Source organism: Aquimarina sp. AU58, from assembly GCF_900312745.1.
In the GTDB taxonomy this organism is placed as follows: Bacteria; Bacteroidota; Bacteroidia; order Flavobacteriales; family Flavobacteriaceae; genus Aquimarina; species Aquimarina spinulae.
This window is the reverse complement of the sequence record NZ_OMPD01000008.1, coordinates 196,793-209,202: the sequence shown is the minus strand read 5'-3', so window position 1 is coordinate 209,202 and position 12,410 is coordinate 196,793. Positions and strand designations below refer to the sequence as shown.

The 12,410-nt window shown below is 32.6% G+C and carries 13 protein-coding genes; 9 read left to right on the top strand and 4 right to left on the bottom strand.

Going from position 1 to position 12,410, the window contains the following annotated elements; all coding sequences use genetic code 11:
• Positions 1-7: 7 nt before the first annotated feature.
• Positions 8-649, bottom strand: coding sequence for an orotate phosphoribosyltransferase (gene pyrE / locus DK441_RS05285; protein ID WP_025666720.1), 642 nt, complete (start codon positions 647-649; stop codon positions 8-10).
• A gap of 8 nt (positions 650-657) precedes the next feature.
• Here pyrE and DK441_RS05280 point away from each other — a divergent pair, with 8 nt between their 5' ends.
• The 3 genes from DK441_RS05280 to DK441_RS05270 all read left to right on the top strand — a co-directional run bounded on the left by DK441_RS05280 (position 658) and on the right by DK441_RS05270 (position 3,132).
• Positions 658-1,266: an NUDIX hydrolase gene (locus DK441_RS05280; RefSeq protein WP_109097819.1), complete on the top strand. Its 609-nt coding sequence runs from the start codon at positions 658-660 to the stop codon at positions 1,264-1,266.
• A 67-nt stretch (positions 1,267-1,333) separates the two neighbouring features.
• Complete coding sequence (gene lysM / locus DK441_RS05275) at positions 1,334-1,795, top strand: peptidoglycan-binding protein LysM (RefSeq protein WP_109097818.1); 462 nt, start codon at positions 1,334-1,336, stop codon at positions 1,793-1,795.
• 104 nt (positions 1,796-1,899) lie between these two features.
• Positions 1,900-3,132: a glycosyl hydrolase family 18 protein gene (locus DK441_RS05270; protein WP_109097817.1), complete on the top strand. Its 1,233-nt coding sequence runs from the start codon at positions 1,900-1,902 to the stop codon at positions 3,130-3,132.
• A 28-nt stretch (positions 3,133-3,160) separates the two neighbouring features.
• Here the strand turns inward: DK441_RS05270 and DK441_RS05265 are convergent, their stop codons facing one another.
• A complete protein-coding gene (locus DK441_RS05265; RefSeq protein WP_109097816.1) occupies positions 3,161-4,906 on the bottom strand; it encodes a M14 family metallopeptidase in 1,746 nt (581 codons plus the stop codon).
• Between the two features lie 160 nt (positions 4,907-5,066).
• Between DK441_RS05265 and DK441_RS05260 the strand changes: the two genes are divergently transcribed.
• The gene (locus DK441_RS05260; RefSeq protein WP_109097815.1) at positions 5,067-6,908 is read left to right on the top strand and encodes a SulP family inorganic anion transporter; all 1,842 of its coding nucleotides are present in this window, start codon (positions 5,067-5,069) and stop codon (positions 6,906-6,908) included.
• Positions 6,909-7,041: 133 nt separating this feature from the next.
• Here DK441_RS05260 and DK441_RS05255 read toward each other — a convergent pair whose 3' ends face one another.
• Positions 7,042-8,175 carry a hypothetical protein gene (locus DK441_RS05255; RefSeq protein WP_109097814.1) on the bottom strand — a complete coding sequence of 378 codons (1,134 nt, stop codon included), beginning with the start codon at positions 8,173-8,175 and terminating at the stop codon, positions 7,042-7,044.
• 312 nt (positions 8,176-8,487) lie between these two features.
• On the opposite strand from DK441_RS05255, the gene DK441_RS05250 reads away from it, so the two are divergent.
• From DK441_RS05250 to DK441_RS05235, 4 genes are read left to right on the top strand one after another with little or no spacing between them, the layout of a single operon-like run.
• Positions 8,488-9,225, top strand: coding sequence for a prolipoprotein diacylglyceryl transferase family protein (locus DK441_RS05250; RefSeq protein WP_109097813.1), 738 nt, complete (start codon positions 8,488-8,490; stop codon positions 9,223-9,225).
• Positions 9,222-9,677 carry a lysozyme inhibitor LprI family protein gene (locus DK441_RS05245; RefSeq protein ID WP_160111960.1) on the top strand — a complete coding sequence of 152 codons (456 nt, stop codon included), beginning with the start codon at positions 9,222-9,224 and terminating at the stop codon, positions 9,675-9,677. The genes DK441_RS05250 and DK441_RS05245 overlap by 4 nt, the downstream gene beginning before the upstream one ends.
• 56 nt (positions 9,678-9,733) lie before the next feature.
• On the top strand, positions 9,734-11,128 hold the full coding sequence (locus DK441_RS05240) for a radical SAM protein (protein ID WP_109097811.1): 1,395 nt from the start codon (positions 9,734-9,736) through the stop codon (positions 11,126-11,128).
• Complete coding sequence (locus DK441_RS05235; protein WP_074408876.1) at positions 11,125-11,343, top strand: hypothetical protein; 219 nt, start codon at positions 11,125-11,127, stop codon at positions 11,341-11,343. The genes DK441_RS05240 and DK441_RS05235 overlap by 4 nt, the downstream gene beginning before the upstream one ends.
• Before the next feature lie 220 nt (positions 11,344-11,563).
• Here the strand turns inward: DK441_RS05235 and DK441_RS05230 are convergent, their stop codons facing one another.
• The gene (locus tag DK441_RS05230; RefSeq protein ID WP_109097810.1) at positions 11,564-11,857 is read right to left on the bottom strand and encodes a hypothetical protein; all 294 of its coding nucleotides are present in this window, start codon (positions 11,855-11,857) and stop codon (positions 11,564-11,566) included.
• Positions 11,858-12,005: 148 nt separating this feature from the next.
• On the opposite strand from DK441_RS05230, the gene DK441_RS05225 reads away from it, so the two are divergent.
• Positions 12,006-12,374, top strand: coding sequence for a roadblock/LC7 domain-containing protein (locus DK441_RS05225; protein WP_109097809.1), 369 nt, complete (start codon positions 12,006-12,008; stop codon positions 12,372-12,374).
• Positions 12,375-12,410: the final 36 nt, after the last annotated feature.

Here is a 12,410-nt window from a genome sequence, read left to right as displayed (position 1 = left end):
TAAATTGTTATATGTTCCACTCGGCAGGATTTGTTTTCCAGCTTTGTAATGTTTGTTGTTGTTCTTTTGTAATGTATTCAGTATCAACTGCCTGTTCCAAAAGATTCTCATAGTTACTTAATGTATGCAAAGACAATGCCGCTTCTTTAAAATTCTGCACTGCAATATCAAAACCATAATTAAATATAGCTACCATTCCTTTTACGTTAGCATCGGCCTCTTTTAACGCTTTTACAGCGTTAAGACTACTTTTTCCTGTGCTAATTAAATCTTCGACAACCACAACATTTTTGTGAGTTGGAACGATACCTTCTATTTGGTTTTTTCTACCGTGCTTCTTTGCTTCAGGGCGTACATAAATAAAAGGAAGATCTAATTGTTCTGCAACCAGAATTCCTATACCAATAGCGCCTGTAGCAACTCCCGCAATTACATCGGGTTTACCATATTCTTTTTCTATAAACTCAGCAAGATGCTTACTCAGGAAATTCCGAATTTCTGGATAAGAAAGTGTAATTCGATTATCACAATAGATAGGAGATTTCCATCCAGATGCCCAAGTAAATGGTTCTTGTGGTTTTAATTTAATTGCATTAATTTGCAGTAGTAGTTCAGCAGTTTTTTTTGCTGTATCTTTATCAAAAATCATAGTTGCAAATGTATAAAGTTTTTGTGAATAATACCCCTATTATTCTGTCTACAAAAAAGTCGATCGAGGATTATGAAATGATCCCGATAAAAGAAGCTAGCTTTCCAACAATTATAAGAGATATTCTAAGTAAGGAAGCAATACATGAAGAAGCAAAATACCATCTCTATCATAAAAAAGAAGATAAACTAATAGAACATTTATATTCGAAATTACCAGTAGTGGTAGCCGGAGGAGGAAAGGTATATAATGAGAATAAAGAAATCTTGTTTATTCGCCGTAATGGAAAATGGGATCTGCCAAAGGGTAAAGTTGAAAAAAAGGAAGATATGGAAACCGCTGCGATGAGAGAAGTAGAGGAAGAAACGGGGGTTTCGGGATTAGAGATTACCAAATTCTTATATCGAAGCTATCATATCTTTAAAAGAAATGGAGAGTTTCGGTTAAAGGTTACGTATTGGTTTGAGATGAAAACCAACTATGAAGGAGAGTTAGTGCCACAAAAAAACGAAGGGATTACCAAGGTAAGATGGAAGAATACTAAAAAAGCTAAAAAAGCTTTGCAGGATTCTTATTCGAATATTAAGCTATTGTTTTCGCATGATTATTTGTCATAATGTTGTTTTTTAATTTTATTAAAAATATTTTTACTTTATAATCAATTACTAACTAAAACAAAACATTATGGGTTTATTTTCATTTATTAAAGGAGCAGGAAAAAAGCTATTCGGTATTAAAGATGAGGCAGTTAAAGAAGAAGTGGTAACGCCAAAAAGTAAGACCGATTTACTAAAAGCCGAAATTGATCGGTTAGGTATACCTGTTTCTGGTCTTGATGTATCTGTTTCTGAAATGATAACCGTATCAGGACAAACAGAAACTAATGCAGATAGAGAAAAGATTATTCTGGCAATGGGTAATATTGATTGTGTCGGTTGTGTAGAGGATAATATTACTGTTACTAATCCAGAACCTGAGGCTAAATTTCATGTGGTTAAGAGTGGAGATACACTTTCAAAAATATCTAAGGAAGTTTATGGAGACCCTATGAAATACAATGTTATTTTTGAAGCAAACAGACCAATGCTCGAACACCCTGATAAAATTTATCCAGGGCAAACATTACGAATTCCTGTAATGAGTTAACATAACAACTAGATATAATATAGAATAAAAAAGGGAGGTATGTTATCTCCCTTTTTTATATGATAAGGAGTAATTAGTTCTAAAATTTAATACTCGATAATAAAATGAAGATTAACGTATTTACACTACTTTTTCTAATTCTTTTTTTAAGTGTTGCCTGTAATACTAAAGAGAGTAAAGAAAAAAACATATCTAGTGATCCGGATTCTACGAACACATATATAGGTCCCAATCATTCACATTATACACAATTTTCTGACTATAATTTTACAACAGAACAACAATGGGACAGTCTTAATAATATCACTCATCATTTTAAGCCTGCGTCTGGGTATAATATTCATAAAGAATATAAAACTTTTGGCTGGCATATTTTTTCTAAGGGATCTGCTTATAAGAGTTATAATTTTTCATTGTTATGGGGTGTTTCCTATTTTTCGTATATGGTTAATGCCGAGACAGGAAGTTATGATGATATTCATCAATGGAAAACTACCGCTATGGTGGATAGTGCAAAAGTGAATAATTGTAAGGTATTTCTCACTGTGTCTAATTTTGGTGAAAAAAGAAATGCACAGTTTCTAAAGAATCCAAAAGCTCAGAAAACTCTTGCAGATAGTTTAAGTGTATTGTTGGATCATAGAAAAGCAAATGGTATAAACATAGATTTTGAAGGAGTCTCATCAAAAGATAAAAAAGAATTTAATCAGTTTATTGTTACATTATCAGATCGATTACATAAGATAAATCCTGATTATATGGTTTCGGTGGCATTATATGCAGTTGATTATCATAAAATATTCGATATAAAAACAATTGATTCTTCTATCGATTTTTATACACTAATGGGGTATGATTATTATGGAGGATTTAGTAAACACGCAGGACCAGTTTCTCCATTAAAAAGCAGTAAACGATGGGGGGTACACAGTGTTGAATCTTCTGTAGATTATTATATGAATGAAGGTGTTAAGCCAGACAAGCTAATAGTAGGGTTGCCCTATTATGGAGATAAGTGGAAAACCCAAAATACTCCTATACCAAGCAAAGCCGAAAAATTTATTTCTCACGATATGTATAGCACAACTCGAGAATTGCTTGATACAAAAAAATATAAGATTAGTTTTGATACCATAAGTTCTACTCAGTATGGTATATATGAAGAAAAAGGAGTAACAAAACAACTTTGGTTTGATGATAGTCTTTCGTTATCCTACAAATATGATTGGATTAAATATAAAAAACTAGCCGGAGTAGGAATATGGGCTTTAGGTTATGATCATGGTTATACCGAATTATGGGAACTCATGGCTAACAAGTTTGGGCAAAAACAATAGGTAGAGCCCTTATTTGCTTTGTCTTAGTTTATTTCAAAATTCGATATATAGGATATCTCATATGTGCTTTTTCATAATTATTAGATTGTTTATGTATCCAATCTAGTTGCGCATACCAATTATTAGCAAAAGCTGTATCTTTTTTCTTGTCCTGAAACTGCACTCTTAGCTCGTTATTGTTTCTTAATAATTCTGCGGCTTTATCCTCCCATACATAAGGAGAAAACCCTTCTTTCTGTTGTAGAATAGTGTCAAAAAAATTCCAATTAAAGAAAGAATCCGGAGCTTCTGGCTCTAAAGTTTCTATAAGATATCTAAAAGCTTTTTGATCTGTTTTAACAATGAAATCTCCTTTTTTTAAAGTGACTTTCTCAATATTTTTTTTAATCGAAACCCGGTAATGTAGATAATGCCCTTCATAAGGCGATGTTCTGGTCTTATAATCTTTAATATGATATACTTCGGTAGTAATTGTAGAATCTTTTTCTAGAGGCTTAAACTCTACTTGATTGAGTGTTAATAACTCGATTACCCTCCATCTGCCCTGGGGAATAACATACGCTTGTGGGATACTTATCTCGGTGGTGGGAGTAAAGTAGTTTTTATAGGTTACTTCTTTTGTATAAGGTTTGTTCTGGTGATATTTTAATCGTTTTGCCCCTGTGATCTCGCTATCAATAAATTCTCCTTCATATCCTTTAAAATCAAAACTAGTAACCTTGGTAGTATCTACTCTCCAGTGTGTTGGATATGTTTTTTGTTTAGCTTGTTTGGCAAAGATTTTTTCTCGTAATGAACGAATTTTGGTACCATCTTTTTCTGTGATTTCAATCATAGATTTCATAAGTTCATAAGTGCCTTCAACTCTTGGTTTGTAAGGTTTTAACATGTGTGTCTCTACCATCATTCCCAAAGTATTCCAAAGAGTTGTATATCCCGTAGAATATCGGGGAGAGTCCATAAACTGAGTCCAGCCTTTTTCGGGAGTAGTTCCCCATACATTTACATAGGGGGTGATATCCCATTTTTTCGCCTCGAGTGATGCTTCTAGTTGTGGATGCATTTCTTTATGCAAATAACTTCCTAATTCACCACCTAATTTATTGTGCTGAGTAAATAAATGTGTAAGCGTATATTGGTAATCTGCGCCGTTACTTACATGATTATCGATAAAAACATCAGGTTTTGTTAAATGAAATACTTTAGCAAAAGTCTGTGCGTTTTTGGTGTCATTTTTTATAAAATCCCGATTCAAATCATAATTACGTGCATTACCTCTAAAGCCATATGACTTAGGACCATTCTGGTTGGTTCTTGTTCCTGAATTTCGGTTTAAGGCTCCACCAATATTATATATGGGAATGGTAGCTAAAACTGTAGCTAAAGGAGCATTAATTTTGCCCTGGGCAATATCTCTAAACAACAACATTGTAGCATCAATACCATCACTCTCACCAGGGTGAATCCCATTATTAATTAAAAGTACACGTTTTGTTTCTCTAATTTTTTCAAAATCAAAAACAGCGTCAGGATTTAGTGTCACGATATGTAAGGGATTACCACTATCGGTCATTCCGATTTCCTGTATATGAATTGAAGAATAAGTTTCTGCCAAATTTTTATAATATGCAATAACTTCTGAGTATGTTGGAGTTTCGGTTCCATTACTTTTTTCGAAAATAGTAGTGAAATCAAAATCTTGTGAATTTTGCTTTTCAGAGGTATTACAAGAAATAATGCTTAGAAAGCTAACAATGAGAGTAATTTTTCGCATCTGTATTGTATATAAGAAGGCTAAATATACTAAAGATTTCAAGGTTTAAAATTCTATGTAAGGATTTAATATAATTTTATGAGATATATGATTATGAACCTTGTTTTACTTGTAGGGCTATAAAATAACTGTATTTTTGCAGCCTCAAAATATCACAACTATGACTGAGTTTGTAAGAAAAAGAGTAGCGAATGCTAAAAATGATATTTTATCCGGGTTAACGGTAGCGTTAGCTCTGGTTCCCGAAGCGGTTGCCTTTGCCTTTGTAGCTGGGGTGGATCCATTAGTTGGATTATATGCTGCGTTTATGATTGGATTGATCACTTCTGTTTTTGGAGGTCGCCCAGGTATGATCTCTGGTGCCACAGGAGCATTAGCCGTTGTTATGGTTAGTCTTGTCGCAGAAGGAAATGAAATGGGAGCCCCCGGAGAAGAGTTAGGATTATATTACCTTTTTGCCACTGTTATCCTTATGGGGATTATACAAATGTTTGCAGGAGCTTTTAAGCTGGGTAAATTTGTGCGTTTGATTCCGCATCCTGTAATGATGGGGTTTGTAAATGGTTTGGCAATTGTGATCTTCCTTTCACAATTAGGAATGTTTAAAGAAGCTGAGAAAGATGTATTTAATAATAATAAATACGTTACAGAATCTCTTGAGGAAAAATTTGAAATTAGAGCAGATAACATTGTATATGATATAGCAACAAATAAAGCTCTGTTTAGTTTTGAAAACAACAGGTTGTCTGATATCGATTCTAAGGAAGGAAAATATATAATGTATGAAGGACAGGTTTTTGACTTGGATACCAAAGAAGTAGTTTTTAATTATGAAGATAATGTGATTTATAGCATTGTCAAAAAAGGAAAAGCAAAATCCTGGCTACCTACAAATCAATTATTATTAATGCTAGGACTGGTATTACTTACGATATTAATCATGTGGGGATTACCCAAATTAACAAATAAACTTCCAGAAGCATTATTGGCTATTATTGTAGTTTCTGCTATAGTGATTATAGGAAAGTTGGATGTGGCTACCGTGGGTAGTTTTATTAGAGATGGAGGAGGAGAAGGCCTTAAAGGAGGCTTACCACAGTTTCAGATCGATATTTTTAAGAAAATTCCGTTTACCTGGGAGACATTTCGCTTTATAGCGCCGTATTCGGTAATTCTTGCTGCAATTGGATTGATAGAGTCGTTAATGACTTTAAATCTAATTGATGAACTAACCGAAACCAGGGGTAATTCGAACAGAGAATGTATGGCTCAGGGAGGCGCCAATATCATTACAGGACTTTTTGGCGGAATGGGAGGTTGTGCAATGATCGGCCAATCAATTATTAATATTAAAGGTGGTGGACGAACCCGACTTTCTGGTATTGTTGCTGCAGTAACGTTATTGCTATTTATTTTATTCGCTTCAGGGTTAATTGAGCAAGTTCCTATTGCGGCATTGGTTGGGGTAATGTTTATGGTAGTCATAGGAACCTTTGCTTGGTCTAGTTTTAGAATCCTTAATAAAATTCCTTTGGCAGATGCTATTGTATTGATTGCAGTGTCTTCATTAACGGTATTCTTTGATTTGGCAATAGCAGTAATCGCAGGTGTTATCATGTCTGCCTTGGTATTTGCCTGGGAAAATGCAAGACGTATTCGTGCAAGAAAACATATCCTCGAAGATGGTACCAAAGTTTATGAAATATGGGGACCACTTTTCTTCGGAAGTATCCAGGCATTCAATAATAAATTTGATGTAGCAAATGATCCCGAAAATGTAGAGATCGATTTTATAGAATCTCGTGTTAGTGATCACTCGGCATTAGAAGCTATTTTTAATCTTGTAGGAAAATATGAAGATGCAGGAAAGAAAGTAAAAATTAAACACCTTAGTGAAGAGTGCCAGGCTCTTATGATTAAAGCTTCTCCTAGATTAGCCAGTGTTATAGAGCATGATATCGATGATCCAAGGTATCATGTAATGGCAGAAGCAATGGAGTAAAATGTTGGTTTCTTACTAACAGAGAAAAAAGATAAATTAGTAAATGAAAACAGGAGTATGATTTTTAAATCATACTCCTGTTTTTTTATTTATATACAAGTTAGTGTCTTTGTAGACACAACGATCTGTTTTTTTAATTACTTGGAGTAATTTCTGCTTTGCTATCTAACCAGATGTTTGCTCCTGTAAGCTTATCAATTTCAAAACTATATGAAGTAGTAGCAGTATCGAATTGTTGAGAATAATTATTTGGAGTGTTAAACTTGGTAGTACCATAGTTAAAACTTAATCCACACATTTCATAGCCAGTACTTAGTTGGTATTCTATTTTTAATTTAGTCTCACTTATTGAAGAGATGTTTATATGACCTACTTCTTCACTATTAGTAATATCACATCCATTAGGGTTAATAATTAATTCTATATCAACTCCTGCTTCACCTCTACTATCTAAGAAAGTATAGGCAAAGAAAGTATTAAAAATGTCATTTTCACATTTTCCACACTCTTCATGGTACCCATATGCTTGAACACACTCAGGCTTACACTCTTGTTTACAATATCCAAAAGATCTTACCCAATCACCATAGTAAACACAACTCCACCATCCGTAGTAACTATATTGTTGATCTAAAGTTTTGTCATAAGCAAAAGATGTATAATAACAATGACTATCTTTGTTATATACTTTAGAATACGCTACGATTTCAAAACAATCAAGATCTATTGATGATAATGGAATAACATAAGTAGCTTTTTTCATTCCTCCGTAGTAATAAGGAAAAGCTTTGTAATTAAATTTACGAAGATTAGGAAACCCATTAGAGTAAAAAGGTATATTTTCTTTTGCTCCAATATAGATGTATACCTTTTTCATAAGGTTACGATCGTTGGCCTCAAAATTTAAGTATAAATTTTCACCATCATTAGATACAGTAACGCTACCAACTTCTAGTTTTCTAGATCCAACTAATAGTGGCATAGTTGTAGTTTCACCACAAGCTTCAACATCAACATCTGATGGTGTAAGTAATGTGTAGTTACAATGTCTGTAGCTTTTTGAATTAGTGTCTGTTGTAAGGATAGGTTCTTCTTCTTCTAATTGTAATTCATCTTCTATTCCTTCAGAACCATCATTTTTAATAAAATCTGGCTCAATAGTAGTTTTTTCAGATTCAACAATAACTTCATTTTCATCTTTGCTACAAGAAGAGAAAATTAAAAATAAAGCAATGAACCAATACCCCAATGTGTAATTTGTTTTCATATAAAGTGTTTTTAATTAATTAGTGCGGCAAAACTAACAAAAAAGTGTATTTCTGGTACTAAAAAAACTAAATAAATTAATAGAATTTTTATTGTATATTACTGGAAATTAAATAAATAGGTTTATTCTTACAAGTAGCCTTGTAGATTTTGATGAAGTGCAAAATTAATCGTTAGAAGTATGTGTTTTAGGGGAGATTTCTCCTAAATATTTTTATTACATGCGAAGAATTTATCGCTTAGAATAGATTTTAATTATTCGAATTCTATAAATAAACTTATATTTCGGATATAAAATCGAATTAAATACTACATGGATATCCCTTTTGAACCTATTGTCTTTGGCTATAAAGTGAATATCCATTTGATTTTAGAATACACGGCTTTCTTTATTGGATTTCGATATTATGTATATCTTAAAAAACGCACTCAGGATCCTATTTCATCATCAAACAGGTTATCTATAATTATTGGGGCGGTATTTGGAGCGTTTTTTGGATCTCGTTTTTTTGGTTTTTTAGAACATCCGACTTTTTCTTTTGATCTAGAATATGTGGTTCGGCTATTAAGTATAAAGACTATAATGGGAGGTCTTTTTGGTGGTTTGCTAGGAGTAGAGTTGGCTAAAAAGATAATCGGCGAGAAACATTCTTCGGGTGATTTATTTACGTTTCCCATTATATTAGGAATTATCATAGGAAGAATAGGCTGTTTTTTGGCTGGAGTTAAAGAATTTACCTATGGCAGGCAAACCACTTCATTTTTAGGAATGGATTTAGGGGATGGTCTTTATAGATACCCGATAGCATTATTTGAGGTTATTTTTCTTTTGATTTTATGGAGAATTCTGAAACGCTTTCAAACAAAATCCAAAATAGAAAGTGGATTGCTGTTTAAGTATTTCATGATTTCTTATTTTCTATTTAGATTTTGTATTGAATTTCTGAAACCTAATACTTTTTTTGTACTCGGCCTTAGTAGTATTCAGTATTTATGTATCTTATGCATGATTTATTATCAAAAAACGTTACGACAAATAGTTTTCAAATGAGCAAAATCAGGATAATCATAATTATATGGTTTTTAACCTGCCTAAATGTTATAAATCTATCTGCTCAGGATATATCTGATGCTTTGCGATTAAAAGAACTATCATATATGAAATATGCTAAAAGAGCAGATTGTAATAGTACTATGGGAACCACTCTTGAGGACAGAATTTGTTTGAACCTAAAGTTTCAACAGACTGATTCTATTATGAATATGAAACTCAAAAAAATGTTGCGTACTATTGCTAATGACACGATCAAAACCACCATCAAAACCTATCAAAATGCTTGGGTACATCATAGAAGAATGAAAAGTGAAATTGTTTCAGAAGGATACAGAGGTCACATGCTTGGGATTATATACCTGGGGTGTATGGTAGAAACAACAATGCAGCGTATTAAAGAAATAGAGGAGTTATCGAGTAAAATGATTGATTATGATACAGGTAATTAAAATAATGCTTCAATATCCATTTGTTTCGGTATATGAATTTCAAAAAAAACAGATAAATGCCCACTAGAAATTATACGTATTACGATTTTACACTAAGTTTATGTCCTACTTGTCTAAAAAGGATTGAAGCCAAAATTGTTTTTGAAGAAGATAAGGTATTTATGCTCAAACGATGCCCAGAGCATGGTAGATCTAAAGTTTTGATTGCAGATGATATAGCCTATTATAAGAATATTAGAAATTATAACAAACCGTCTGAGTTTCCTTATAAATTTAATACTGCTACAGATTACGGATGTCCTTATGATTGTGGATTATGCCCGGATCATGAGCAGCATTCGTGTTTGTCGATTATCGAGGTAACAGATCGCTGTAATTTAACTTGTCCTACCTGTTATGCTTCTTCATCTCCGCATTACGGCAGACATCGATCATTAGATGAAATAAAGAAGATGCTGGATACAATAGTTAAAAATGAAAAAGAACCAGATGTAGTACAAATAAGTGGGGGAGAACCTACAATACACCCTCAGTTTTTTGAAATTCTGGACTATGCCAAACAATTACCGATCCGACATCTAATGGTAAATACGAATGGAATACGTATTGCTAAGGATATTAAATTTACCCAACAGTTAGCAAGCTATATGCCGGATTTTGAAATCTACCTACAGTTTGATGCATTGGATGCCGAAGTATTGCAAAAATTGAGAGGAGAGGATCTTACCAAAATTAGAAAACAAGCGATTGAGAACTTAAATAGTGTAAATTTATCGACTACCCTGGTCGTGACTTTAGAAAAAGGATTAAATGATACTCTAATTGGCGATATACTAACATTTGCTACGCAACAAAAATGTGTGAGAGGTGTTACATTTCAACCTACTCAAATAGCAGGGCGATTAGAAGATTTTGATACACAAACCGATAGAATCACATTGACCGAGGTGCGAAGAAAAATTTTAGAGCAATTTCCGGTTTTTGAATCCGATGATCTTATCCCTGTGCCTTGCAATCCTGATGCTTTGGTTATGGGATACGCTTTAAAAAATGAAGATGGAATCCTACCGCTTACCCGATATATTAATCCGGCAGATCTGTTGGATAATGGTAAAAATACAATTGTATATGAGCAGGACGAAGCCTTACATGGTAAAGTCCTGGAGCTATTCAGTACTGGAAATTCTGTAGAAACAGCTTCAGAAAACCTAAAATCTATAATGTGCTGTTTACCAGAAATCGATGCTCCGGATTTAGGGTATGATAATCTGTTTAGAATTATAATTATGCAATTTATTGATGCTTATAATTTTGATGTACGAGCGATTAAAAAGTCTTGTGTACATATTGTAAATAAGGATTACAAAATTATTCCTTTTGAAACGATGAATTTATTTTATAGGGATGATAAGCAGGAGTATTTAGAACAATTAAGAAAAGAAACGATATGATTGCAAATACCATTTTTTTGGAAGTAGGTAACCTCGATGGATTAGTGTATTTAATTCTTTTAATCCTCTTAGGGCCTCCGATATTTCTCTCGATTATTGGCCTAATCTTATTCAAAACTAAAAACCGAAAAGCAGGGAAAATTTTCTTTATCCTTGCCGGGATATACCTTGTTGTTGGATTAGGAATCTGCGGAGCTCTTATGGTTGGGTTTTAAGATCAAACCATTACAAGTAATTGTATTGTAAAACAATCTATAGTAAGTCAAGCCTTATGTCTGGTTATAAAAACGATTTCTTAAAGTATATTAAATCACTTCGTTTATAGAAACACTATATCATATATGGTAAAGAATTAAGAGATTTGTTTTTACATTAGTTTACTAATTTTTATTAATGTTTTTATCTTATCATTACAATGATAAAATAGAAATCATACTAAAAACGACTTCTTCTTTTTCCAAAATAGCCTCCTTTTATTTTTTCGGTATATGTTTTTGTAGATTGAGCGGCGTCTGTAGAATTGTTAGTACCCGATTTTTTTTTCTTTTTAGAGGAAATTTCTGCCTCCTTTTTAGTTAATCGTTCTATTACTTCAGAAATATCCTCGGTAGAAACATCTTCGGTTTTTTTAGAAACTTGTTTTTTTCCAACTCTGTAGGAATTAAACTTTTCTTTTCGAGTTTTTAAAATTGCCTTTAATTCAGGATTTGGTAGATTAATTAGCGTCATAGTTTAGACCTCATTTTATATTGTTAGGTTTTCTTTTAAATCAATTTAATAATTTGTAGGAATTTTTTTACAAAAAATATTTAGTACAAGATACAAATAATCGTTTAAAAGTGAAAAAAAACGATGAAAGAATTTTTTTAAAAGATTAATGTTTCTATATTTACCAAACAAAGAACAAAAACATCCTAATTTTAGACCCATGATTGATCTGAAAAAGATTAAAGAAGATACCGAAGTTGATAGCATCGTTATTGCCGATAAAAGTGGTAATGTAATAGATGCATTAGGTACAAAACATGATACTAATATTGCCTTGATGACAGAAACAGCGTTTTCGATGTGTGATGATATGGTCAAGGATTTACTTAAAGGAGACCTTGATCAATTGATGGCTAAATCTCCAAAAGGTTTTCTTATTGCAAATAGGATTAAATCTGATTCAATCATATTAGTGGTATCAAAAAACATGTCGAAACTTGGACTACTCCTTAAGTATATGAGCTCTTTAGAAAAATAATTTTATAGAAAATATTATTAATAATTAAATTAAATT

Excerpts from the sequence above, each read along its gene's own strand:
- pyrE (WP_025666720.1), bottom strand. The coding sequence starts at position 649 with ATGATTTTTGATAAAGATACAGCAAAAAAAACTGCTGAACTACTACTG.
- DK441_RS05280 (WP_109097819.1), top strand. The coding sequence starts at position 658 with ATGTATAAAGTTTTTGTGAATAATACCCCTATTATTCTGTCTACAAAA.
- lysM (WP_109097818.1), top strand. The coding sequence starts at position 1,334 with ATGGGTTTATTTTCATTTATTAAAGGAGCAGGAAAAAAGCTATTCGGT.
- DK441_RS05270 (WP_109097817.1), top strand. The coding sequence starts at position 1,900 with ATGAAGATTAACGTATTTACACTACTTTTTCTAATTCTTTTTTTAAGT.
- DK441_RS05265 (WP_109097816.1), bottom strand. The coding sequence starts at position 4,906 with ATGCGAAAAATTACTCTCATTGTTAGCTTTCTAAGCATTATTTCTTGT.
- DK441_RS05260 (WP_109097815.1), top strand. The coding sequence starts at position 5,067 with ATGACTGAGTTTGTAAGAAAAAGAGTAGCGAATGCTAAAAATGATATT.
- DK441_RS05255 (WP_109097814.1), bottom strand. The coding sequence starts at position 8,175 with ATGAAAACAAATTACACATTGGGGTATTGGTTCATTGCTTTATTTTTA.
- DK441_RS05250 (WP_109097813.1), top strand. The coding sequence starts at position 8,488 with ATGGATATCCCTTTTGAACCTATTGTCTTTGGCTATAAAGTGAATATC.
- DK441_RS05245 (WP_160111960.1), top strand. The coding sequence starts at position 9,222 with ATGAGCAAAATCAGGATAATCATAATTATATGGTTTTTAACCTGCCTA.
- DK441_RS05240 (WP_109097811.1), top strand. The coding sequence starts at position 9,734 with ATGCCCACTAGAAATTATACGTATTACGATTTTACACTAAGTTTATGT.
- DK441_RS05235 (WP_074408876.1), top strand. The coding sequence starts at position 11,125 with ATGATTGCAAATACCATTTTTTTGGAAGTAGGTAACCTCGATGGATTA.
- DK441_RS05230 (WP_109097810.1), bottom strand. The coding sequence starts at position 11,857 with ATGACGCTAATTAATCTACCAAATCCTGAATTAAAGGCAATTTTAAAA.
- DK441_RS05225 (WP_109097809.1), top strand. The coding sequence starts at position 12,006 with ATGTTTCTATATTTACCAAACAAAGAACAAAAACATCCTAATTTTAGA.